The organism is Mesorhizobium sp. M0854 (assembly GCF_040319815.1).
In the GTDB taxonomy this organism is placed as follows: Bacteria; Pseudomonadota; Alphaproteobacteria; order Rhizobiales; family Rhizobiaceae; genus Mesorhizobium.
This window is the reverse complement of the sequence record NZ_JAMYOL010000017.1, coordinates 71,984-93,745: the sequence shown is the minus strand read 5'-3', so window position 1 is coordinate 93,745 and position 21,762 is coordinate 71,984. Positions and strand designations below refer to the sequence as shown.

Genomic DNA, 21,762 nt, shown 5'->3' with positions numbered 1-21,762 from the left:
GGACAAGATCAAGCCGCATTGTCCGCAAGCGGCCAACGACTATCTCACGGCGCGCGGCTATATTACGCAGCGCGTTGCACGTTGTCCCAATGCGCTGCGGAACCGAAGAATCCAGTCGCTGCGTAGTCGCCGCACTTACCCAATTCGTGAAAAGCTAGACTAGTCATGTCGAAACCCCCGTTTGAAAAGATCGCCTTGGTCGGCATCGGCCTGATCGGCTCTTCGCTGGCGGATCTGCCCATGCGCATCTGATCCCGAATTGCCCGCATGCCGACCTGGTTGGCGGCCGCGGGCGGACGAACTCCAGAGAATGGTGGATCAGGTGCACGATGCAGGTCTGCACCACGGTCTGGGGAAAGACGGCGCTGATCGCCTCGAGAAAGCCCTTCAGGCCATCGACGACGGCAATGAGGATGTCGCCGACGCCGCGGTTCTTCAATTCGTTCATGTAGACGGCTTTGTTGCGCACGAAGCCCTCGTCCCGGATTTTGACCCGGATCGCGTCGAAGAAGACGAGCGGATAGACCGCGTCGGGCGGCCTGTTCTGCCATTTCGCCACCTCCTCCAGGATCGCGTCGGTGACGGCCGAGATCAGGTCCGGCGACACGTCGATGCCGTAGAGCTCCTCACATGCCCGCGGATCTCGCGCACGCTCATCCCGCGCGCATACATGGAGATGACCTTGTCGTCGAAGTCTGCGGCGCTGGCATTTGGCGATCAGCTTCGGATCGAAGGTCCCGGCCCGGTCGCGCGGGATCGAAAGCGTCATCTTCGACGTGCCCGTCAGAACCAATTTCTTCGAATGGCCGTTGCGGCGATGGCAGCGCCGCCGGCGCGTTCGTCCTCGAGATGCTCGTCGAGTTCGGCGTCCAGAATGCGCTCCGAAAGCGCCTTCTTCAGGTCATCGAGTAGCCTGTCCTCGGCGAACACCTCGTCGGGATCGCGGCCGGCAAGCAGTTGGTCCAGAAGTTCCTTGTCGATAGCCATGTGAGATTCTCTCCTTTCCATCATCATGGCCTCAGGCACAGAATTCCTGACGGTCCCGCTCGGAACACGCGGAAAAGCCGGCTTCTTCAACAGCCCCCGAGTTCATTTCGCCCGCAACGTGCTGGCGCATGCCGGCAAGAGCGGCCGCCGCGTCGTCTCGGCCTACATCGCCACCACGCGCGCTATATCCAGTGATGCAGACGTAGCTCCGTATCACAGAGGACTACCAGCATTAGTAGGTTCGTTGTTCCCGTTATCTCGCGGGTACCGGGAAAATCGCCTTGCCGAGGCTTCGCAGCCGATGCCGAGATCGGCGCCGGCCGTCACACAGCATTGGCCGAACTGCGCAAGTTGCTGTCGTTCCCGCTCCTTGGCTTCGACACTGACAACGACAGCGTCTTCATGAACGAAAGCGTTCATGAGTATTGCTTGCGCGATAATATCGAACTCACCCGTTGCCGCATCAGGCATTTGTCGAGCAGAAGAATGGTGCGATCGTGCGTAAGATCGTTGGATACCGGCGCTTCGAGGGACTGCAGGCCGCATGGGAGCTGGCCAAGCTTTATTCATCAATGCGGTTGTTCATCAATTTCTTTCAACCGTCATTTAAGTTGAAAGAAAAGCATCGAGACGGAGCCAAGGTGATCAAGCGGCATCATCGCCCCGCGATACCCTATCAGCGGCTGCTTGACGATGCACGCACGCCGGGGGATTCGCGCCTTCGCCTCTAGGCAATGTACCAATTTCAGGTCCACCAGAGAACAAGATCTGGCCGCGCAAACCCGAAAAAGCTGTTCAGCACTAGGCGACGCTTTCCGTTGCCTGATTGACCGGTGACCCCGTGAACGAAACCGCCATCGATCAGGCCGATATCCCCCGCCCTGAGCTGGAAGTCGCGACAAGGAACGCCCTCGAGATAGGCTGCCGAATAGGGATATCCCGTGGTCTCCACACCTTGAGACTTTCGGTCGGTGACTGTCGGCTTGTGGCTCCAGAGCCGCAGATTGCCACCTTCCTCGGGCATGCTGGGATAGAAGTTGAGTGCTGCGACGGTGTTGTGCGCCACCGCAGAAAGCTCGTAATCGTTCCCAGCACATAACACTTGAGCGACGTCGTCGTGGGGGTCCAAGGAGAATGTGCCGCTGCCAGACCAGCTGAGAGCGCGACAAATATTAGCCTGACCGTGCTCCGAACGGGCCAGCCGCAATTCAATGCCCTGTTTGCGAAGCTCGCGCTTCAACGCGTCGAACAATGCTCGGACCGGATCAACCAGATTCTCAAAAAGGGCGTCCACGTACGGTCGCGCAGTTTCCGCCTCTGCGAAATAGGTGGCTGCATCCTTCCTGTAGTGGGATGCGCCGACATATTGTCCGGGGACGCCATCCTTACGCTCCTTGAGACCGGGACTGCCACTGAAGTTCGCGGTGATCTCCTCGGCTATTTCGGTGCTGAAAGCTTGCCTGATGTGCAGAGCGGTGATCTCACCTTTCAGGACTGAGATGATGTCCGCAGTGCTGATCGAGCCGGTTCGTTCTCTGATCGCAACAGGCGAGGTGGCTGGGGCTTGGGATACTTGATTAGTCTCCATTGGCTTGCTCCTTTAGTGCGTGATCAAGGATGGCGATGCCATGATCGAGTTCGTCATCGGTGATGGTTATCGGTGGGAGGACTTTGATGACGTCGCGATTTGGTCCTGAAGATTCGATCAGCAGGCCATTTTCGAAGGCGACATCGTGCACACGGCCGACAACAGCCTGTGATCGACACTTGAGACCGGCCATCAGACCGCGGCCGCGCTTTTGTTCGATGCAATTTGGAAATTTTGCAACGAGGTTATCAAGGTCTCTTTGCAGTTTGGCGGCCGTCCGCTCGACGCCAGCAGTAAACTGCCTGTCGGACCACATTTTGCACATGGCCCGTGCAGTCACAAAGGCGAGATTGTTGCCTCTGAAAGTCCCGCTATGTTCTCCGGGTTTCCATATGTCCAGGTCGGGGCGAATCAGAACAATGGAGAACGGACTACCTGAACCGCTTAGGGATTTCGAAAGGCATACGATATCGGGTTCGATTTTCGCGAATTCAAATGAGAAAAAATCGCCCGTTCGTCCCGCACCGGCCTGAATATCGTCAACGATCAAAACAACGCCGTGCTTGCGGCAAATCCGCTGAATTTCTGCCAGCCAAGCAGCAGATGCAGTGTTCATGCCGCCTTCTGCCTGGATGGTCTCCAGAATGATTGCGGCTGGCTTTTCTATGCCGCTCCCTGTGTCGCCCAATACGGTGTCGATGTAGTTCGCGGAATCGAAAGCTTGGGTAGGGTAGCCGTCGTAGGGGACACGGATCACATCGTGGCGGGCAACGCCGCCCAGTTCCCTTGTTGACGCCGAACCAGATACTGCCAGAGAGCCGAGCGACATCCCATGGAAGGCGTTTGTGAAGGCCATTACGCTCGAGCGGCCGGTATATTTTCGCGCGAGGGCCAACGCCGCTTCGTTTGCGTTTGTGCCGGTCGGCCCAGGAAATTGTATCTTATAAGAAAGGTCTCTGGGCTTCAGGATCGAATCTACAAACACCTCAATAAAGTCCCGCTTCGCCGCCGTATACATATCAAGCGACAGGAGAATGTTCTCGCCAACGAGATATTCGATTGCCGGTGCAATAATATTCGGGTTGTTGTGTCCGTAGTTGAGTGCGCCGGACCCCACAAGGAAATCGATATATGGCTTACCGGCCTCGTCCCAGATTGTCGCTCCAAGGGCCTTCGTAAAGACTGCGGGAAACGACGGCCCGTACCGACGAACGTTAGATTCATGAGCCGCAAAAACGTCGGTGTTCATTTCAGGATCCTCTGCATGTCGCGTCGCGTTCAACGAGAGAGTGATTAAATGCGTTTCGTTGGTCGCGCTTGTTCTTCAGTTTCAGTAGAAGATCGGAACGGTCCGGACGGAACTTTGGACGGTCGTGACCTCCCAGGAATGTGTTCGTAATGCCGACACGCTCCTCAAAAGGGTTCGCGACAAAAGGGAGACCGGACTCGCGCGGCAGCTCAACTGCTGCACTGACGCACTTCGGAACCTCTACCGTAGCCACGTTGCTCTGCACGGCGATATCTCTCGTCTATGCGTTGGAACGAACTCAGTTCTAGAGTTTTCGAGGAGGCGTCGATACTACGGCATTTGGTAGTTGACGCACCTGCTTGTACCCGGCGAAACGCCCTGCCAATCCTATCAAGCTCAGCGCTAGCACCGGCTCATGTGTGACAGGCGCTTCTGCCATGCAGCAGCATGCTTAAGGTGTTGCAGGCCGCTTCGGCAGCAACACGAACCATCGCCCCGGCTCGTAGATGCTATGGGGCGAGCGGCGAGGGTGTGGCATCCTTCGCTGTTTCAACCACCATCAGAAGGAGGCGTTCCATGTCGCAATCTTTTGAGACGAGCCGGTCTCTTACCGCTCTTGAACAGGATAACACGGTCATCGCCGTCATCGAAATGAGCAAGGCGAAATGGCTGATTGCCGCGCCGTACCGGGTCTCAAGCGCCAGCCCCTCAAGAAGATCGATGCTGACGCGCCAGCACTGTTGAAGCTGCTGCAGCGCTGGCGCGACGAAGCCGGCAGGCCGGGCACACGATCCAGCGGATCGCCGTCGCCTACGAGGCGGCCGGCGACGGCTTCTGGCTGGCGCGCTGGTTGCGGGCGCACGGCATCGAGGCCTATGCCATCCATCCCTCAAGCGTTCCGGTGTCGCGCGAGCACCGCCGCGCCAAGACCGATCGTCTCGACACCGAGCTTTTGATTGCGCGCTTTTCTCGGCTGGCTGCGGCGCGAGAAACGCCATTGCTCCATGGCTCCATGGCGGCGATCCCGACACTCGAAGAGGAGGACGCGCGGCGGCCGAACCGCGAGCGGGGGACCCTGGTCGGCGAGCAGACGCGGCTCATCAACCGCATCAAGGCGATCCTCGCCCGCTTCGGCGTCCGCAGCTTCCGGCTGAGCCTGCGCCAGGCGGCGGACAGGCTGGAGAGCATCCGAACGGCGGAGGGAACGCCGCTGCCGGACAACACCCGCGCCGAGCTCTACCGCTTCCTTGAGCGGCTCAACTCGTGCGCGCGCAGATCCGCGCCATCGAACAGGAGCGCCTGCGCCGGCTGGCGGCGGCTCCGGCTGCGGCGAACGGCCCGCACGCGATGGTTCGCCTGCTCGCGCGGATCATCGGCATCGGCGTCGAGACCGCCGACATGCTGGTCAACGAGATGCTGTCGCGCAAGCTGCGCGACCGCCGCGCCGTGGCGCGCTACGCCGGCCTCACGGGGTCGCCGGACGAGAGCGGCAAACGCCGCCGCGAGAAAGGGCTGGCGCGCGCCGGCAATGCCCGCGTGCGGCGCGGCATGATCCAGTTGGCCTGGCGCTTTCTCCTCTTCCAAAAGGACAGCGACCTCGCCCGATGGTTCCAGGCACGCACGACCGACGGCAGCAAAACCACGCGCAAGACAATGATCGTGGCGCTGGCGCGCAAGCTGCTGATTGCGCTGTGGCGTTTCGTCACCGCGGGCGAGGTGCCTGAGGGCGTCATCGTGCGTGCGCCGTGATGGAGGCACGTGGGAAGAGGTAGAACAAAGGCACACCCCAATTGGCAGGCCCGCAGCAGGGTCTGCCGATGACGATCCGAGGTGGCGGCAACCCGAAGCTACACATGGTCGTTCGGACCGCCGACGTAGAATGGGCCCCGCCGCCCCGGAGCTTTAGCTCGGCGGTAGCGAAGCCGCTCGCGAGCGCGCCTCAACAGCGCTGTAGAGAGCGAGCGGCGTAGCGGCGATGGTCGGCGTTCTTCGATGTAGGGACCGCTTTCGGACCGCTTCTGAAGCGTCTCGACCAACTCTGCCTGAATGAGGATCAGGGTCTCGAAAAGCCGACTCCGGAGGATATTACATTCTGTATGTGGGACCAGAGTAAGCCGGTTCTCCCGTTTTAGGCCAATAAAAGTTTACCAGACAGCTTTGTGCTGGGAGATGCGCCCGCAGGATCTGTCGAAGCCGCGTAAAAATAGGCGACTAGGCTCCACCGACCGGGGTTCACGCCAAACAGGTGGGGGAGGCGGCCCGCCTTATGCAGTCTCAAGAGGATCGACATTCGCTCCGGCCCCGCTTTCAGGCGGTTGGCCGGCCCCCAATCAGCAAGCGGACGCCTTTGCATGGGCATATTCGCACATCCTACAAAGCAGAATACCATCCGTCCCATTCATGCGGTCGACGATTTCACAAAAAACTGACCCTTCAAAGAGATCTTCGTATTTGTCGCGCAGAAGATTGCCCAATACGTGGCGCCGTTCAAAATCCATGCAGCAGAGCGTAACGTCACCGTTTGGGAGAAGAACATTCCGATACTGCCGTCCGTCAACACAGGTCAGCGCTCCGACGACTGGCTGCCGTGGTTCGACGATCTTCGGATCGACGCTTCCACCCCTGCTGCTCAGAGGCCGCGCGCGAACTAGCGCGTCGGCGGGGATTATCTCGACGATATCGGGATGGACCTCGCCCAGGACTATAAACCGAATTGAGGCAATGTCTGTGTCGACCACTTGACGAATCAAAGCGAGATAATTGTCTCCGACGAGACGGCTATTCATGTATGCGCCATCATCGAGAACATGGATCACGAATACCCTTGAGCGCAGCGCTTGCAAGCGGTGTAGATCCGGCCCCTTCATTCCTACAAGCGTCGTGAAAATCCGGATGCCATGGCCCCTGGCGTAAGCGTGCTCGACCATTTCGGTGCAATCCGGATTGAGCCAAGGCTCGGAGTACCCGGCGAAACTAATGTCGACGGAAGTGGGTACGCGCGCCAGACATCGCTTGAAATCTTCAAGACGAAGATACTTCACATGAGAAACCGCTCTTTGCCGATGGGCGAACTTGTCCTGCGGACAATAAGAACATCCGACGATGCAGCCGGTGGTCGTCGTTATTTCCAAAACCCTGCCGCCCGGGATGGCAGAGCCCAGTTCCTGTAATATCATCGGATATGCCTCCACTTTTCTGACGCTCTTTGCCAATGATTAACGTTCAAATAACAAGGTAACCTATTTATTCTGATGGAACGTTGTTTCTCCTTAAGTATTATCGAACTATGGCCATTAGGATATCTGCCTATCAACCAGATTCCAATATTTCAAGATAATACTTTTCGATTTCCTCAGCAAATATCCATCGATAAAAATTTTCCCAATGAACTCAGTCAGCTTCGCGTTGGGCGGCAATCAACCGCCGGCTCCCTCGGTTTGCTGGGCGGCCCGCGAACCAACTTTGGGCGCATCGCCGGCACGGCAGGACAGCGAAATCGCAATCTGTCGAGCGTCAGCCATTGCGGAAGGTGTAGCTGTACCCGTTGATGGCCGGCCCGCCGCCGAGATGCGCGTAGAGCACCCTCGATCCCTCTGGAAAGAAGCCTTTCTGGACGAGGTCGATCATCCCTTGCATGGATTTGCCCTCGTAGACGGGATCGGTAATTATACCTCGAGCCGCGCACACAGGCGGATGGCCTGCTTCGTTGCCTCGGACGGAAGGCCGTAACCGGGAGACGCGTACCCCTCGAGCAGCACCACGTCATCCTCGACGATTTCCATGCCAAACTTGACGAGCTTCGTAGTATCCCGGGCAATGTTTAGCACCTGCGCCTTGGCTTGGGCGGGGGTGGCGGAGGCATCGATACCGAGCACGTTGCGCTGTCGACCGTCCTTGGCGAATCCAACGAGCATGCCGGCATGCGTCGAGCCTGTGACCGTGGAAACGACGATGTAGTCGAAGCCAAACCCAAGCTGTTTCTCCTGGGCGCGCACCTCCTCCGCAAACCCGACGTACCCAAGCCCGCCATATTTGTGAACAGAGGCCCCGGCCGGTATCGCGTAGGGCCTGCCGCCCCTTGACTTGACCTCAGCGAGCGCGTTCCCAACCGCGGCGGATGCCGATATCGAAGCCCTCGTCGACAAGGCGCACCTCTGCTCCCATGATCGGCTCAAGAGAATGTTGTCGACCCCGTCGTAGAGGGCGTCCTCATGTGGTACCCAGCTCTCCTGAACCAGGAGACATTTCATGCCGATCTTGGCGGCGACCGCGGCGACAATCCGCGTGTGGTTGGACTGCACGCCGCCGATGGAGACAAGCGTATCAGCATTTGACGCGATCGCGTCGGGGATGATGTATTCGAGCTTGCGGAGCTTGTTTCCGCCGAACGCCAGACCGGAGTTGCAGTCCTCGCGTTTGGCGTAGATTTCCACCTTGCCCCCCCAGATGCTTGGAGAGGCGGTCGAGCTTCTCGATGGGCGTGGGTCCAAATGCGAGCGGATAGCGTTGGAACTTTTCCAGCATTTTCTCTCCGGCAACGATGGAGCTGAATGAGCCATTCACGATTCCTTCTGGAGGCGTCCTTGATTTGACGTCATCTGCGTTATCCGGCGCCAGGAGAGTCCCATATTTCCAGCGCCTCGCTCGTCATTGAGAGTTGCAACCGCACGCGGCGTGCGAGAGACTACCCCAATGCGTATGGCATTCAAGAACTGCATCTCCTGGATTAACTAGAATGACCGGATTGCGGTCACCATCGACTTCCGAGCACAGTATCCCACTAGTATATTCTCAATGTATATGGTTGGTCCAAAGCTGCACCAGCTTGAGCACTTACCTTGTCATGGTGCCTCAAGGCAGCAGCAGCGATATGGCCAGTATTTGATTGCTCTGGAGCAAATCTGCGGATTCATTCGTCACCTCATCAAGGTCTGGCTCGGATCCAACTTCCTTGCAACTGCCGAAATGCTCAGCCCTTTGGCCAGCTCGGCTGACGCAGCCGGACCGCCAGATCAGAAAGAGCACGCTTGCGAAATACGCCAGCTGAAGGAGCAGCGAACAAGCCAGCATCGTGACGACTACTGTGCCGACGGAATGAGAAGCGAAGTAGACAGTCAGTGCGGTGCTGCACAGCACCAGCCCCAGGACGCGACAAAAGATTCTAAAGGGCAACGCCGTTCTCCTGGTTTTGTCTCCTCAGATCATGCTTGGACCTGGTCGGCCGCAACATGGGTCTGGCAGTTCTTCGGGCAGACGCGGGCGCAGGCACCGCAGCCAATGCAGCGGCCGGCATGATCGACGACCATGATCATGCGATTGAGCTCGCCATCGAAATCGTCATCCTCGTCGTCGCAGGCGCCGAGCATTTCACCCGCGTCATCGACGCCGTAAAGATGCATGACCTCGCGCGAGCAGACTTTGAAACAGCGCCCGCAGCCGATGCAGGTCGTGCGGTCTATAGCGGTGAGATATTCCGGCATCCATCCGGAGCCGTCGCGGGTGATGAATGTGCTCGTCATCGTAACTTCTTCATTGCAGCGAGCTCTCTCTTGGCACCATCCAACTCGGCAAAAACGGCGGACGTTTCCTCAGCAACTTCCTCTATCTCCCTCCATTTTCTCGGGAGATCCTCTGCAAGGCCGCGCAATCTCATCTTGGCAACTGCCGCGCGCAGCTGAAGCTTTCGAACTTTCTTCCCCATCTCATCTAGGTTTGACATAAATCGTTCCTCGAAATCGGTTTCTTCACGCCCGTGCCACGTCGGGATAGGCTTCAATGGCTGCTGTCGCATCGTCGACCAAGTTCGTACCGGCCTCTGCGAGCTTCCTGAACGTCTCGAAGCCGAACCGGTGGATGTCTCGACAGAGCGACCAAGCGCCCGGCCGTGAAAAGCAATCGTCCGAAGCCCTCATGGGTTTCATCTCCATCGTTGGCGATATCATCGGGCCGGAGCGTTCCTCGATCCTAAGCCCGACGGCCGTGTAGAAATATTGAGCCTCCACAGCACGTCCGGATCGGGATCGCCGATGATGGGGATCGCATGGCGCTGTTTTCTGGTGATGATGAAGTCGCCCAGCAGTTCGGCGTCCGATTTGCCTTCCAGTGACCCGGAGGCATCCTGAGCACGGATCAGCCGCACGAGGCATCTGACAAAAGGCATGGCAAGGGCCGCCTCGTCCTCGTTGACAGCCGGGCTGACCGCAGCACTAGACATTTCGCCTTCTCCTCATTTCAGTCCTCTTCGTCGAAGCACGATGTCTGTTTTCTGGGATGCCTACTTCGGGCACACTTGCGCAGCCGACGCCCGGCTCGGCGCGGCTGATGCCACGCAATTGATATCCCTCTGGCCGACCTTGCACACGTCCTTGACTGCGAAGTCTTCAACGTGAATTCGCGTCGAACATCACTTCCGCCGCAATGCGGCCGGAGGCCATGAAGTTTCGAGCCCCGATCCTGCTGCAGACGATCGATCAAGTCCTGCATGGACCTCCTGCTGCGGTCACGCCAGGGAAATGGACGAATTGCCCAGTAAGCCATTTCGACCAATTACCCTTTTTTATCTTTCCTCCTCGGCCGACCGCGCTTTGGCACCTTCGGGAAATGGTTTTGCGGAGCCGCACAGAGTGCGCCGCAACAAACCTTCCCACCCCTGTACTTGGCGAGGGCCTGCAGCAAATCCGGCAGATGCTGCTCTTTCAATTCGGCCGGGATAGGCTCCGGACCGTCCAGCGACGTCAGTGCCAGTTCGACCAACTCGATCGCGCGATCATCGTTGCCGTTCTCGTGATAGTACCGGGCGACCGCGGGATAGGACCGGAACTTAGGGCTGTCGCCTTGCGGGGGATTCAGCGCCAGGATGTGTTCGGACAGCTCCTTGCCCATCGCGAAGCGCTCAGCAGGGGGAAGGCGCGAATGGTCATTCGCCGGATGGAAAAGTTGGTCTAGCGCCGAAACCATCCAGTCCTCAGAGTTTTTGTCGATCGCGTCGCGAACCAATTGGCTCATCACGGGCAAGCCGGTCCACATGTCTTGAATTTTGTGAAGCAACAGATGCGAATGAGCCAGACGGAAATTGATGTCGTCCGGCATCAAGGCGATGCCTTCTTCGATCGCCCAGAGCGCCGTCTTCCAATCTTCTAACTTCACCGCCGCCCAGAATCTGTCATCGATCGGCTTCTTCAACGCTTGTTGGCGCGCCATGGGTTCGCTTGTGGCGATCCGCTCCGTATCGGCGGCTTTCGCTTTGTCGCTGGTGCGCCAGCTGCCGTTGAGCACTTCCGGCAAAACCTCATCGAGTTCGCTTGGATGACCGATAAAGGCGATCTGGCCGTCTCGGTCGACCACGTACGAAGTCGGAATCCCGGCGGAAAAGCTGGGTTTCATCCAAAGCTTGTTCATTTCACCTGTGTGGTCGAACGCGATCCGATAGCTCAGATGCGGGCACTTTTCGGTCAACCACGCGTCCAACTTGGTGCGAGCCTCAACGGCCATTGGAGCGTCTTCATTAGCCGCGACGCCGACGACCTCAAGTCCGCTGTCCCTGTATTTTTCCTGGAGCCGCATCAGATCGAGCATCTCCGCCATGCATAGTTCGCACCAAGTTGCCCAAAATTCGACGATATAGACTTTGCCGGGCTGGAAGTTCGCAAGGGGCTCGCCACGCAGCCAGTCCTCCACTTTGATCGAAGGAGCCGGTGACCCAAGCTGCACTACCATGTTGCTCTCCAAAGCTGTTGCCAAAGGTTGGGTGACCTTATGCGCGAGCTTGTTGCCCCTTTGAGACGGTGCACGAGGGTTCAAGGAAGGGAGAGCATCGCTCGTCTTACGCATCTGCGTGCAGTCAGCCTTCACTCAGTGTTGCTGACTCTCAAATCGCAAAGGCCGTGCCAACGCGCTAAGCGCGCAGTAAATGCTTGATTCCGCGTTAAAAACCGTCCGGGTGCCCAAGATAGCCGGTTGTATTGGACGCGACATGTTTTCTGCCGCTGTCAGGTTTTCGACAAGCATCACGCGCTTCGCGTCGGCAGAAAAGCGTGACCCGGACGACTCAATATGCATTCGGGCCGAGGGACGAGGCTGATGGACATCATGACAGCGTTGGCTATCGTCAGGCCCGTCACCATCGTCCGCTTCACGCCACCGGCTTGAGCGTTTTGCCGTTCCAGTCCTTCGGGGGGTAGCGGATCTCGTCATTTGCGATTGCAGGGAGGCGCTCCATCCCGACCGAGCGCCGCCTGCGCCCTGCCCCCTTGCGCGTTGCGATTGAATTCCTAGCTGGCTTCATGGGAGTTCTTCACGACCGAAGCCGGTCCAGCTGTAGCTCGCCAATACCGCCATCGTCAGATCGCGATAATGTCGTGGCGAAAAACGCCAAGCCGAGTGCCGGCATGTGCCGGCCGTTGAACTCTCCGGTATCCTGCTTTGTGCCGATATTTTCTGTATTCCCTGTGCTCAGGCGCTACAGGGACCGCCTGGTTCGAATTTGAGCGTTGTCGGAATTTGACCAGCCCCAAAGACCGCTCGGTCGTCACGCGGGTCCGGCCGGACGGACTGAAAACACTGAAGACGCGGCCGTCCTCGCCGCTACCCGGCTACCATCCCACACGATGACAATGTGGTTGATACGATCGATTCCTGCCGAACCCGGCAAGAGCCCGACCGTCCCGACTCGAAATTGAGGGGCGTCGGCCTCAGCCCGGTCATCGCGTTGTTCAGCTCCCGGCCAGTAGTCAGGAGAGATCATGATACCGCCCGTACGATGCCGCTACGGATCGGGAACTCGGCCTGCCGCGCTGAACGACTCTCTTTGACCTGACGCCGACCTGCGAGCCGTGATCTGGTGTTGGTCTCCGCGTTATGGATCATCTCGGGCGAGCAGAACCCCGAAGCGAGACGTCCGCGATGTTCTCGGCGACGGCGATTGCAGATTGGCTCGAGGAGGCGCGCGAAACTGGGCGCGTTTGCCGCGACCTTTCTCTAACTTGGCATCCGGATAGGTGACCCAGGGGAGTAGAGCTTCGGACAGCGTCGGTGCTGCTTTGGAACCCGTCAGCGAGCCAAAAACAACGGCAATGACGGCTTCCCAACTATCCATCTCGTCACGCCGCCGAAGAGTCGCTCACGTAGCCTGCGGTTGCCATAAGCGCCCATGACTATCATGTCGGCAGACGTGTCGATTGCGTGCTGCGCGAGCACCATAGCCACCGGTTTGCCGGCGCTCGCCAGCCGGTCAACCGACACCCGAGCACCGTGCCGAGTGAGATAGGCAGCGATGTCGGCTCCCGGCTCGGCGCCGTTTCCGGTGCAGGTCGCCTCCGGATCGACTAGTGCGACACGAACTTCCTCAGCACCGGCTAGCAGATCCAGCGCTTCCCGAACCGAACGGGACGCCTCGACTCGCGAATCCCAGCCGACCAGCACGCGCCGTGGCGATAGAGTCGCCTCAGCGCCCTCCGGCACGACAAGCACCGGCTTTCCGGTATCGAACAGGCTGCCGTTGACAACAAGGGGTCCGAGGTTAATGTCGTTGAGAAGTGCGGGGCCGACGATTGTCAGGTCGTTGCAGAGCGCCCGCTGTCGCACCGCGTCACCGACGCTGGCCTGATCGCAGTTCGCAATATCGACATCATAGCACCGCCACGTGGCTCTCAGCAGTTTGTGAATTTCCCTGGATATCTTTTCCAGCTTGGCTATGTCCTGTGAAAATCTTTCGATATCCCTAAACCGTTTGTCCAGTCTGGCGATGGCCTGTGCGCGTTGTCCAGGCCACTCAGGGATGCCATCGCCGAGCAGCGGAGAAGGCATAATGAGCGGCGGAGGCGACATCACCAGTACGGAAAGATACGCGCCGACTTCGGCACACAAGCTGGCAGCTGTCCTGACATCCTGATCGGAGTGGTCAGCTCCCGTCACACTGAGTACGCTTCTGAAAGCCATTTGACTGCTTCTTTCTGAATATGTCGTACCTGCCGGCGCGTTTCGAAGCCGCAAGACTTGCCCTCAGCACGGCGGAAATGCGGAGTGGCACCACATCGGCTATCTATTCACCCGTCCGGCCACTCGAGTGAGTAGCCGGCAGACCTGACGGTACGAATGACGCTGGAGGGGGAGGCCGCCTTCAGCGCCCTTCTGAGCCGGCTGATATGGACATCCACGGTGCGTACACCGACATGAATATTGGGCGGCCAGGCCGCGCTGATCAGCTCGTCTCTGGTGAAGACCTTGCCGGGAGTCTCAAGCAAAAGCCGCAGCAGGTTGAACTCGATCGGCCCAAGGTGGACTTCGTGGCCATTACCCCGAACGCGGTGGGCATCGAGCCTTATCTCAAGGTCGCCACAGGAGATCCAGCCGCCGTTTTCAATCCCGTTCGAACCCGGCTTTGGCAGCGCCAGCTTCGTCCGTAGACAGTCGAGCAGCTTGGCCGGCGCGAAGGGCCGCACAAAGCTCTCGTCAATACCTGCCTTCAAGAGATCGAGGTGCTGGTTCTCGGCGCCGGGCGCGATCAGCGCAATTACGGGCAGGCCGCCGGTCCGGGGCTCCCCCTTGAACTGGGCGCAGATTGTGGAGCCTGTCGCGCTTGCCGGCCCGCAGTCCAGTACTACCGCCTGGAGCTCACGTTCGTCGGCCAATGCAAGTGCTTCCTTCACGCCGCCCGCCGGCTCACTCGTGAAGCCGTCCACCCCCAGAATGTGGCTGAGGAACAGATACAACTCCGCATCTTGCGAACAGATCAGGACCAATGGCTTCATCAGCGCTACCCCAAGAACCACATCGGCCTCGACCGCCTCGATTGAGAGGGCTGGCCATCGCATGTCCTCAAGGCCTGACATGATCCTCTTGATCGAAAATTGGTTCCATCACGCCCGCGCCACCTCCGGATGAGCCTCAATGGCTGCGGTGGCATCGCCGGCCAGTTTGGTACCGGCCGCGGCGAGTTTCCAGAACGTCTCGAAGCCGAACCCGTGGACGTCGCGCAGGGTCTTCGACAGAACGACCAACCGCCCGGCCGTGAGAAGCACGCGCCCGAAGCCCTCATGGCTCATCTCCATCATCGGCGATGCCATCAGGCCGGAGCGCTCCTCGATCGCAAGCCCGACGGCGGTGTAAAACATCTCGAGCCTCCACAGCACGTCCGGATCGGGATCGCCGATGATCGGGATCGCACGGCGCTGTTCCCTGGTGACGATGAAGTCGCCCAGCAGCTCGGCGTCCGATTTGCCTTCCCAAGACCCGTGGGAATCATGAGCCCGGACCAGCCGCACGAGGCATTTGACGAACGGGGTGGCAAGGGCCGCCTCGTTCTCGTTGACGGCGGAGGTAACCGTGGCATCAGACATTTCGTTTCCTCCTCATTTCAGTCCTCCTCCTCGAAGGACGGTTTCTGTTCGGCGACACCTGCCTGCGCCAGCACCTTGCGCAGCCAGGGGGGAGGACACGTCCTGAGCATCATCTGCGTGCGCAACAGCACCTCTTGGATGGTTTCGGGCTGCGGCACTTTGATCGGATGAATTTTTGCCGAAACAACCTTGGCTGCCGAAGGTCCGCCGATCGCCAGACAAAACAGGAGATGACATCCCTTCAGCGCCTCCACCTTCGGGGTGATGCGGTCATCGCCCTCAGTTGGGTGCTTCCCGCTCTCGTCCGAAACGTCATCGAAGGCCACGGCCTCGACGAGCTTCCACTCCTCGCGCATCACGTCGTAGACAGCAAAGCGCCTGGCCGAACCGAAATGGGCGTTGAGGTTCTTCATGTCCTGCGTGGCGATCGCCACCCGCAATGCGCCGGCTTGGCGTTCCGGCGTCGGTGCGTGAACCTCGTCAGTGACGAGCGAGAGGCGACGAACGGAGCTCATCTGGGATTTCTCGCTTACGGAGTGGATCAAGCGCCTCAGGCGTCGGCGCGTGCCGGTTGGCTTCAAAAATGTTGGCAACCTCGAAGATCATGTCGCGGGTCCCCTGGTAGAGGATTGTGAGCTTGTGCTGGATGCCGAGGCGGTCGAAGATCGGGAAGCCAACCCGCATGAGCGGAATGCCGAGGCGCTGCGCCGCCTGGCGGCCGTGGGAATGGGTGACGAGAAGATCAGCGCTGGCGCCAAGAGCTTCCAAATCGCCGAGATCGCCGATTTGAACCGACTGCGCCGGTACTTCCTCCAAAATTTTCGACATGTCGGTCGTGGTGACCGCCGCCGCGATTTCGGAGCCCATGCCGATGAAGAAGCTCGCGAGTTGGTAGAGTTGGTCTGGTTCAGCAGCGATCGCAATTTTCTTGCCTCCCAAGTGGAAATGTCCGTCGAGCAACGCGTCCTGCAACTGCGCCCGGCGACGGCGCACCCCAGCCGGCGCCGCCGCGCCCGAAACCGCGGACAGCAGAGAGACGAACCGGTCGGCGTCCTTCAATCCAGTCAGCGACCGGAACAGCACGTAAGGCACGCCGGTCAACCTCTGAAGCAGCTCGGCCGGGCGGCGCATATGCTCACCGATGACGATGCATTGCTCGGCCGTGCCAAGCTCGCGGATATCCTCGATGCTGGTGCCGCCGTAGGTGGTCGTGATCCAGCGGTCGGGCACCGTACCGTCGAGCGAGCCGGAGACGTCCGGCAGAATCACCGCCTTGAGTCCAAAGCTTTCAATCATTTCACGCAAATGCTCGATATCAGCCACAGTGAGGTTCCAGCCAGGCAGGATCACGATCTTCTTCGACTGCCGCGCCTGCTCGCCGGGCCGCGTAATCCTTTCGATCATCGCGGTGACAGCCTTGGCCCAGCCCTCTTCGATCGCGCCGCCGAAATCCGGTGTGTTGGCTAGCACCACCTCCGTACCCGCGAGTTCTTCCGTGCGATTCAGCCTGATATTGGCGATATCTCCTGCGCAGTCTTCGCCCCTAGTTTCCACCAGCGCCGTCGTGCAGACCCCGATCAGCGTTGGCCTTGTGCGGGCCTTGAGGTTGAGTATCGCCTCTTCCAGATGGTCTGCCCCGCCGAGGATCGTCGCCACCTCGTCCATCGCCGTTGTCTGCAAGGGGATGGCTTCCTTGAAATGCCGCACGAAGAGCACGAGCGCGAAGCTGGTGCACCCCTGGCTGCCGTGGAACAACGGCATCGCGCCGTCGACGCCAAGAAAGGCCAAGGCGGCACCCAGCGGCTGCGATGACTTCAGCGGATTGACCGCCGCCGCTTTGGTCTGGGGAAGGATGCGGACCATCGGCTTTCTCAACACTCGCCGAAATCGTCGGCCGTCGTGCCGGCGAATTCCTGGACAGCATGCAAGGTCGCGGTCTCGCTTTTCGTGCGCGGCAGTTCCTCCCTCACCGCAGGCTGGCAATCCCATGGTGCCGGCTCCCGCACCTGGCACCAGATCGGGTTGTGAACGGCGAGGTCGATCTGGCGTACGAGTTCCACCATGCCGTCATAGCCGGCATAAGGGTGTTGGCGCTCCTGGTTGATATCGAGCCAGGGTGTCTTGGCCTTCAGCGCGATGAATTGCGTGCGCCCGCCCGACAGCATGATATCGGCCTTGTGTTCTGAGAGCATGGCGTAAAGCTCGCGCGCTGCCATCTGCTCGAACATGTGGTTGTCGTCCTTGAGTATCTGCTTGATACGCTCCTTGTCTTCGACGGTCGACTTCTTGACCGAGGTGCCGACGATCTCGATGCCGATCTCCATCAGCGCATGGACGACGGACCAGGACTTCACACCGCCGGTGTTGAGCAGCACGCGCTTGCCTTCGAGCCTCGGCCGGTAGGCCGCGAGCTTCTTCCAAGCAACCGCCTCCTCCTCTGCAATCAATGCCTCGGTGCGGCCGAGGATCTCCGGATCCGCACCCTTCTTCACGAGCAGTTGAGAGATCTGTCGGAGCGCTTCCGAGGTGTCGGTGATGCCGTAGAAGGAGCCCTCGAAGAACGGGATGTCCCAGCGCTGCTCCATCTTGCGGGCGAGATTGATGAGCGCGGTCGAGCACGCCATCATAGCCGCCCGGGCGCGGTGCGCGCAGGCAATGTCGAAATAACGCGCGTCGCCCGGAATGCAGGCGCGCACCCGGATGCCGAGCCGATCCAGCAGCGGCTTCACCAGCCAGAATTCGCCCGAGAGGTTGAATTCGCCAAGAATGTTGATGTCGTAAGGGCCGGCATCGTCGGGCTCCACCGTGCCGATGACATGCTCGAGCAACGCCTCGCCGGCAAGCTTGTTGCCAAGATTCTTGGAGCCGACGAAGCCCGGCGCATTGACGGGCACCACCGGTAGACCGAACTTTTCCGCCGCGCGCTTGCAGACGGCCTCGATGTCGTCGCCGATCAGCGCGGTAACACAGGTCGGATAGACGAAGATCGCCGGCGGCCCATACGCTTCCTTGATCTCGCGGATCGCTTTGAAAAGCTTCCGCTCGCCCAGCCCCATCACCACGTCGAGTTCGGTGAGGTCGGTCGTGAAGCTCGTGCGCCACAGCGTTGGCCCGGACGAAGCCGCACCGCGGTTGTCCCAGGAATTGCCCTCGCAGGCGAGCGGCGCATGGATCAAATGCGCAACGTCGGTGATCGGCTGCAGCACGATCTTGGCGCCATCGAAGGCACAGCCGCCGGCCGCCGCCCCGGGGGTCAATGGCTTCGAACAGCCCTTTTTGCGCGCCTTGGCATCCTTGCCGCGGTTCTTCTCGCAGGAAGGCTCGTTGAAGACATCCTGGATTTTGGCTCTGAGCAAGGACATTGCGTCGGTCTCCAAAGTCCCTCGGGAAGACGAACGGCCAAAGCCGACCGTCACGCTTAGCGGGTGAGGTCATACGAATAGTCCGTCTCGCCCGTCTCGCTTGTCTCGCGATCGAGCTTGTCGAAGATCTTGTCGAGGATCGTCGTCAGTACGCGCAACCCGCCTTGGTAGCCCATGAGCGCAAAACGATGGTGATGGTGGCGGTCGAAGATCGGAAACGTCAGCCGGATCAGCGGCGTGCCGGTGTCGCGCTCCAGATACTTGCCATAGGAGTTGCCGATCAGCAGGTCCACCGGCTCGGTGAAGAGCAGCGAGCGCATCGCCCAGAGGTCCTTGCCCGCCCAGACTTGAGCATCCTTGCCGAAGGGGGACGATGCAAGCAGTTCCTTTAACTCCGTTTCCCATACCGAGGTGCCGTTAGTGGCGAGGCAATGGGTCGGCTCGCCGCCCGTCTCCATGATGAAGCGGGCCATGCCGTAGACAAAGTCCGGATCGCCGTAGATGGCGTATTTCTTACCGTGCAGCCAGGATTGGCTGTCCGCCATGGCGTCAACAAGTCGGCCGCGCTCCAGGCGGATTGCCTCGGGGATTTGCTTGCGGCAAATCGCGGAGACCTCCATCAGGAAGTCGTCGGTTGCCTGGACTCCGAGAGGGTAATGGAACGAGGCAGTCGCCTGCCCTACCCCCTCGCAATACTCCAGTGTTTTTCGGGTGTTGTAATGCTGTAGCGAAAGTGTCGCCTCGGCGTTGAGTGCCTTCCTCACGTCTTCGATCTTCGTGCCGCCGTCATACATGCGGTATTCGCCGTCCGACGGCGTGTCGAACTGATCAGAGGCGTCTTGGATGAAGGTATAGGATACGCCTATCAGATCGAGCAGGCGCTTAAGTTCCCGGTTGTTGCCAACGCAAAAGCCGTCGAAACCCGGAATGATGTTGATGATTCCCTCGGCTTCCGTTCGCTCCTCGCCTTTCCAGAAGTGCTCCAAAATGCCCTTGACCGTAACGTCATAGCCGTCGACATGGCTACCGACGAAGGCGGGCGTGTGGGCGAAGGGCACGTCGAAGTCGCGCGGGACCGAGCCTTCGTCCTTGGCGTTCTCGATGAAGCTATGCAGGTCGTCGCCAATGACCTCTGCCATACAAGTGGTCGAGACGGCGATCATCTTCGGGTCGTAGAGTTGGTACGTGTTGGCGAGCCCGTCGACCATGTTCTTCAGACCACCGAACACTGCCGCGTCCTCGGTCATCGAAGAGGAAACTGCCGAAGCAGGCTCCTTGAAATGGCGCGACAGGTGCGAGCGGTAATAGGCCACGCAGCCCTGGCTGCCGTGGACGAAGGACATGGTTCGCTCGAAGCCTGCGGCCGCGAACACCGCGCCGAGCGGCTGGCAGGCCTTGGCGGGGTTCACGACAAGCGCTTCGCGAGCAAGGTTCTTTTCGCGGTATTCCCACGTCTTGGTGAATTCGCGTTGGTCGGTAACGACCTGGTCCGGGTGCGGACATTCGAAATTCAGCCTCTTCTCGGCGAGCATCTGCCTGTATTCCGGCTCGCGGAACAGGGGAGCGTGGTCGAGAACTTTTTCAGCCGACTGCGGCATGGGTGGTTACCTCTTTCCATCTGGCCCGCCATACGGCGGCACAGGGACGTCGAAACGTTTCAGGTCTCCCGCGGACAAAGGCCACAGGGGTTCAACGGCCTCCCGGCTTCCGGGAGGCCAGGCTTCTCATTCGGCTGCGATCGCCGCCGACGGCTCGGCTTTTTTCTTCCAGGGGGCGTCGTAGAGGTTCCAGACCGGGTTGTTGATGGCCAGATCCATGTCGCGGGCGAAGATGGCGAAGCCGTCGTAGCCGTGATACGGGCCGGAATAATCCCAGGAATGCATTTGACGGAACGGTATGCCCATCTTCTGGACCGGGTACTTTTCTTTGATGCCGGAGCCAACGAGATCAGGACGGATCCCCTCGATGAACTTCTCCAGCTCGTAACCAGTCACATCGTCATAGATCAGCGTGCCCTTCTTCACGTAGTGGCCGGTGCGCTGATAATCGTCGTTATGGCCAAATTCATAGCCAGTGCCGACGATCACCATGCCCAGATCCTCATATGCCGTGACGACGTGACGGGGGCGCAGCCCGCCGACATAGAGCATCACCGTCCTGCCTTCGAGGCGCGGCCGGTACTTGGCGATGACGGCATCGACCAGCGGCCGGTATTTGGCGATGACCGCCTCGGCCTTGGCCTCGATGTCCGGCCCGAAATGCTTGGCTATCTTGCGCAGAGAGGCTTCGGTCTGGGAGGGGCCGAAGAAATTGTACTCCATCCAGGCGATGCCATACTTTTCCTCCATGTGCCGGCAGATGTAGTTCATCGACCTGTAGCAATGGATGAGATTTAGCTTCGCCTTTGGCGCACGCTCTATTTCGGCCAGCGTAGCGTCGCCCGACCAGTTGCCGACCACGCGCAGGCCCATCTCCTCGAGCAGGATGCGCGAAGCCCAGGCGTCGCCGCCGATATTATAGTCGCCGATCACATTGACATCGTACGGGCCGGCCTCGAACTCGACGTCCTTCTTCTCGAACACCCAGTCGCGGATCGCGTCGTTGGCGATGTGGTGGCCGAGGGATTGCGAAACGCCGCGGAAGCCCTCGCAGCGCACCGGCACGATTGTCTTTTCGTGCTCCTTGGCCTTGTTGCGGGACACAGCTTCGGTGTCGTCGCCAATCAGGCCGATCGGGCATTCGGATTGCACAGTCATGCCCTTGTTCAGCGGAAACAGTTCCTCGATCTCGTCGATGATCCGTTCCAGCTTCTTGTCGCCGCCGAAAACAATGTCCTTCTCCTGGAAATCGGAGGTGAACTGCATCGTCACGAACGTGTCGATGCCGGTCGTGCCGACGTAGTAGTTGCGGCGTTGCGACCAGGAATATTGCCCGCAGCCGACCGGGCCGTGCGAGATATGGACCATATCCTTGACTGGACCCCAGACCACGCCTTTCGAGCCGGCATAGGCGCAGCCGCGAATCGTCATCACTCCGGGGATGGACTTGATATTCGATTTGACCTCGCATTCGGAAAGGACCTCGCTTTCCTCGCCAGCCTCGTCGCCGCTCTTTGCGACGCTGAGGTGCTTTTTGCGGCGCTTCGCCGCCTTGTCAGGATATTGCGACAGCACCTCCTCGATAAGCTTCGCATGTAGGGCGCCGTCATTCTCGTATTCCAGGCTCATGAGACCCCTTTCA

Annotated in this window: 21 protein-coding genes and 3 pseudogenes; 4 read left to right on the top strand and 20 right to left on the bottom strand. The window is 59.6% G+C overall.

The genetic code is table 11. From position 1 onward, the window contains the following. Nucleotides 1-163: 163 nt before the first annotated feature. Both NKH99_RS22985 and NKH99_RS22980 read right to left on the bottom strand, forming a co-directional pair. On the bottom strand, nucleotides 164-793 hold the full coding sequence (locus NKH99_RS22985) for a transposase (RefSeq protein ID WP_353015710.1): 630 nt from the start codon (nucleotides 791-793) through the stop codon (nucleotides 164-166). After that, nucleotides 784-987 (bottom strand): transposase, encoded by a 204-nt coding sequence (locus tag NKH99_RS22980; RefSeq protein WP_353015708.1) that lies wholly within the window; start codon nucleotides 985-987, stop codon nucleotides 784-786. Before NKH99_RS22980 ends, NKH99_RS22985 begins: the two co-directional genes overlap by 10 nt. A 327-nt stretch (nucleotides 988-1,314) precedes the next feature. Here NKH99_RS22980 and NKH99_RS22975 point away from each other — a divergent pair. Continuing rightward, nucleotides 1,315-1,715, top strand: a pseudogene (locus tag NKH99_RS22975) (transposase); the annotation flags it as partial. A gap of 17 nt (nucleotides 1,716-1,732) precedes the next feature. Here the strand turns inward: NKH99_RS22975 and NKH99_RS22970 are convergent. Continuing rightward, nucleotides 1,733-2,575, bottom strand: a complete 843-nt coding sequence (locus tag NKH99_RS22970; protein ID WP_353015705.1) for a 2OG-Fe(II)-dependent halogenase WelO5 family protein — start codon at nucleotides 2,573-2,575, stop codon at nucleotides 1,733-1,735. Continuing rightward, the gene (gene ectB, locus NKH99_RS22965; RefSeq protein ID WP_353015702.1) at nucleotides 2,565-3,824 is read right to left on the bottom strand and encodes a diaminobutyrate--2-oxoglutarate transaminase; all 1,260 of its coding nucleotides are present in this window, start codon (nucleotides 3,822-3,824) and stop codon (nucleotides 2,565-2,567) included. Before ectB ends, NKH99_RS22970 begins: the two co-directional genes overlap by 11 nt. Nucleotides 3,825-4,400: 576 nt before the next feature. Here ectB and NKH99_RS22960 point away from each other — a divergent pair. The 3 genes and pseudogenes from NKH99_RS22960 (at nucleotide 4,401) to NKH99_RS22950 (ending at nucleotide 5,573) form a co-directional block, all read left to right on the top strand. After that, complete coding sequence (locus tag NKH99_RS22960) at nucleotides 4,401-4,568, top strand: hypothetical protein (protein WP_353015700.1); 168 nt, start codon at nucleotides 4,401-4,403, stop codon at nucleotides 4,566-4,568. 13 nt (nucleotides 4,569-4,581) lie between these two features. Beyond that, a pseudogene (locus NKH99_RS22955) lies at nucleotides 4,582-4,893 on the top strand (IS110 family RNA-guided transposase); the annotation flags it as partial. 194 nt (nucleotides 4,894-5,087) lie between these two features. Next, nucleotides 5,088-5,573 (top strand): transposase, encoded by a 486-nt coding sequence (locus NKH99_RS22950; protein ID WP_353015697.1) that lies wholly within the window; start codon nucleotides 5,088-5,090, stop codon nucleotides 5,571-5,573. 581 nt (nucleotides 5,574-6,154) lie between these two features. Here NKH99_RS22950 and NKH99_RS22945 read toward each other — a convergent pair. From NKH99_RS22945 to nifD, 16 genes and pseudogenes are all read right to left on the bottom strand, one after another. Further along, a complete protein-coding gene (locus NKH99_RS22945) occupies nucleotides 6,155-7,000 on the bottom strand; it encodes a radical SAM/SPASM domain-containing protein (protein ID WP_353015695.1) in 846 nt (281 codons plus the stop codon). Between the two features lie 337 nt (nucleotides 7,001-7,337). Further along, nucleotides 7,338-7,460 carry a hypothetical protein gene (locus tag NKH99_RS22940; RefSeq protein ID WP_353015693.1) on the bottom strand — a complete coding sequence of 41 codons (123 nt, stop codon included), beginning with the start codon at nucleotides 7,458-7,460 and terminating at the stop codon, nucleotides 7,338-7,340. Nucleotides 7,461-7,489: 29 nt separating this feature from the next. Continuing rightward, nucleotides 7,490-8,257, bottom strand: coding sequence for a pyridoxal-phosphate dependent enzyme (locus NKH99_RS22935; protein WP_353015691.1), 768 nt, complete (start codon nucleotides 8,255-8,257; stop codon nucleotides 7,490-7,492). Nucleotides 8,258-8,675: 418 nt separating this feature from the next. Continuing rightward, a complete protein-coding gene (locus tag NKH99_RS22930; RefSeq protein WP_353015690.1) occupies nucleotides 8,676-8,996 on the bottom strand; it encodes an exopolysaccharide production repressor protein in 321 nt (106 codons plus the stop codon). Nucleotides 8,997-9,025: 29 nt separating this feature from the next. Beyond that, entirely contained in the window at nucleotides 9,026-9,343 is a 318-nt protein-coding gene (gene fdxB, locus NKH99_RS22925) for a ferredoxin III, nif-specific (RefSeq protein WP_353015688.1), read from the bottom strand. Continuing rightward, nucleotides 9,340-9,543 carry a CCE_0567 family metalloprotein gene (locus NKH99_RS22920; RefSeq protein WP_352771788.1) on the bottom strand — a complete coding sequence of 68 codons (204 nt, stop codon included), beginning with the start codon at nucleotides 9,541-9,543 and terminating at the stop codon, nucleotides 9,340-9,342. The genes fdxB and NKH99_RS22920 overlap by 4 nt, the downstream gene beginning before the upstream one ends. A 25-nt stretch (nucleotides 9,544-9,568) precedes the next feature. Next, a pseudogene (locus tag NKH99_RS22915) lies at nucleotides 9,569-10,038 on the bottom strand (NifX-associated nitrogen fixation protein). A 332-nt stretch (nucleotides 10,039-10,370) separates the two neighbouring features. Continuing rightward, nucleotides 10,371-11,540 (bottom strand): TlpA disulfide reductase family protein, encoded by a 1,170-nt coding sequence (locus NKH99_RS22910; protein WP_353015686.1) that lies wholly within the window; start codon nucleotides 11,538-11,540, stop codon nucleotides 10,371-10,373. 1,332 nt (nucleotides 11,541-12,872) lie between these two features. Next, nucleotides 12,873-13,760: a universal stress protein gene (locus tag NKH99_RS22905; protein WP_353015683.1), complete on the bottom strand. Its 888-nt coding sequence runs from the start codon at nucleotides 13,758-13,760 to the stop codon at nucleotides 12,873-12,875. Between the two features lie 107 nt (nucleotides 13,761-13,867). Beyond that, nucleotides 13,868-14,653 (bottom strand): response regulator transcription factor, encoded by a 786-nt coding sequence (locus NKH99_RS22900; RefSeq protein WP_353015681.1) that lies wholly within the window; start codon nucleotides 14,651-14,653, stop codon nucleotides 13,868-13,870. Nucleotides 14,654-14,680: 27 nt separating this feature from the next. Further along, on the bottom strand, nucleotides 14,681-15,160 hold the full coding sequence (locus NKH99_RS22895) for a NifX-associated nitrogen fixation protein (protein ID WP_353015679.1): 480 nt from the start codon (nucleotides 15,158-15,160) through the stop codon (nucleotides 14,681-14,683). 17 nt (nucleotides 15,161-15,177) lie between these two features. Beyond that, nucleotides 15,178-15,675, bottom strand: a complete 498-nt coding sequence (gene nifX, locus NKH99_RS22890) for a nitrogen fixation protein NifX (protein ID WP_352466632.1) — start codon at nucleotides 15,673-15,675, stop codon at nucleotides 15,178-15,180. Further along, nucleotides 15,641-17,023, bottom strand: a complete 1,383-nt coding sequence (nifN, locus tag NKH99_RS22885; protein WP_353015677.1) for a nitrogenase iron-molybdenum cofactor biosynthesis protein NifN — start codon at nucleotides 17,021-17,023, stop codon at nucleotides 15,641-15,643. The genes nifX and nifN overlap by 35 nt, the downstream gene beginning before the upstream one ends. An 8-nt stretch (nucleotides 17,024-17,031) precedes the next feature. After that, nucleotides 17,032-18,522 carry a nitrogenase iron-molybdenum cofactor biosynthesis protein NifE gene (gene nifE, locus NKH99_RS22880; RefSeq protein WP_353015675.1) on the bottom strand — a complete coding sequence of 497 codons (1,491 nt, stop codon included), beginning with the start codon at nucleotides 18,520-18,522 and terminating at the stop codon, nucleotides 17,032-17,034. A 56-nt stretch (nucleotides 18,523-18,578) separates the two neighbouring features. Further along, complete coding sequence (gene nifK, locus NKH99_RS22875) at nucleotides 18,579-20,120, bottom strand: nitrogenase molybdenum-iron protein subunit beta (protein ID WP_353015673.1); 1,542 nt, start codon at nucleotides 20,118-20,120, stop codon at nucleotides 18,579-18,581. Nucleotides 20,121-20,246: 126 nt separating this feature from the next. Beyond that, the gene (gene nifD / locus NKH99_RS22870; protein ID WP_353015671.1) at nucleotides 20,247-21,749 is read right to left on the bottom strand and encodes a nitrogenase molybdenum-iron protein alpha chain; all 1,503 of its coding nucleotides are present in this window, start codon (nucleotides 21,747-21,749) and stop codon (nucleotides 20,247-20,249) included. Nucleotides 21,750-21,762: the final 13 nt, after the last annotated feature.

What these genes read in the sequence shown, in the direction of transcription:
- NKH99_RS22910 (WP_353015686.1), bottom strand. Translation starts at nt 11,540, where the DNA reads ATGGTAGTGCAGCTTGGGTCACCGGCTCCTTCGATCAAAGTGGAGGAC.
- NKH99_RS22905 (WP_353015683.1), bottom strand. Translation starts at nt 13,760, where the DNA reads ATGGCTTTCAGAAGCGTACTCAGTGTGACGGGAGCTGACCACTCCGAT.
- NKH99_RS22895 (WP_353015679.1), bottom strand. Translation starts at nt 15,160, where the DNA reads ATGTCTGATGCCACGGTTACCTCCGCCGTCAACGAGAACGAGGCGGCC.
- nifN (WP_353015677.1), bottom strand. Translation starts at nt 17,023, where the DNA reads ATGGTCCGCATCCTTCCCCAGACCAAAGCGGCGGCGGTCAATCCGCTG.
- NKH99_RS22970 (WP_353015705.1), bottom strand. Translation starts at nt 2,575, where the DNA reads ATGGAGACTAATCAAGTATCCCAAGCCCCAGCCACCTCGCCTGTTGCG.
- nifE (WP_353015675.1), bottom strand. Translation starts at nt 18,522, where the DNA reads ATGTCCTTGCTCAGAGCCAAAATCCAGGATGTCTTCAACGAGCCTTCC.
- nifX (WP_352466632.1), bottom strand. Translation starts at nt 15,675, where the DNA reads ATGAGCTCCGTTCGTCGCCTCTCGCTCGTCACTGACGAGGTTCACGCA.
- NKH99_RS22945 (WP_353015695.1), bottom strand. Translation starts at nt 7,000, where the DNA reads ATGATATTACAGGAACTGGGCTCTGCCATCCCGGGCGGCAGGGTTTTG.
- fdxB (WP_353015688.1), bottom strand. Translation starts at nt 9,343, where the DNA reads ATGACGAGCACATTCATCACCCGCGACGGCTCCGGATGGATGCCGGAA.
- NKH99_RS22940 (WP_353015693.1), bottom strand. Translation starts at nt 7,460, where the DNA reads ATGCAAGGGATGATCGACCTCGTCCAGAAAGGCTTCTTTCCAGAGGGA.
- ectB (WP_353015702.1), bottom strand. Translation starts at nt 3,824, where the DNA reads ATGAACACCGACGTTTTTGCGGCTCATGAATCTAACGTTCGTCGGTAC.
- NKH99_RS22960 (WP_353015700.1), top strand. Translation starts at nt 4,401, where the DNA reads ATGTCGCAATCTTTTGAGACGAGCCGGTCTCTTACCGCTCTTGAACAG.
- NKH99_RS22920 (WP_352771788.1), bottom strand. Translation starts at nt 9,543, where the DNA reads ATGTCAAACCTAGATGAGATGGGGAAGAAAGTTCGAAAGCTTCAGCTG.
- NKH99_RS22900 (WP_353015681.1), bottom strand. Translation starts at nt 14,653, where the DNA reads ATGTCAGGCCTTGAGGACATGCGATGGCCAGCCCTCTCAATCGAGGCG.
- nifK (WP_353015673.1), bottom strand. Translation starts at nt 20,120, where the DNA reads ATGCCGCAGTCGGCTGAAAAAGTTCTCGACCACGCTCCCCTGTTCCGC.
- NKH99_RS22980 (WP_353015708.1), bottom strand. Translation starts at nt 987, where the DNA reads ATGGCTATCGACAAGGAACTTCTGGACCAACTGCTTGCCGGCCGCGAT.
- nifD (WP_353015671.1), bottom strand. Translation starts at nt 21,749, where the DNA reads ATGAGCCTGGAATACGAGAATGACGGCGCCCTACATGCGAAGCTTATC.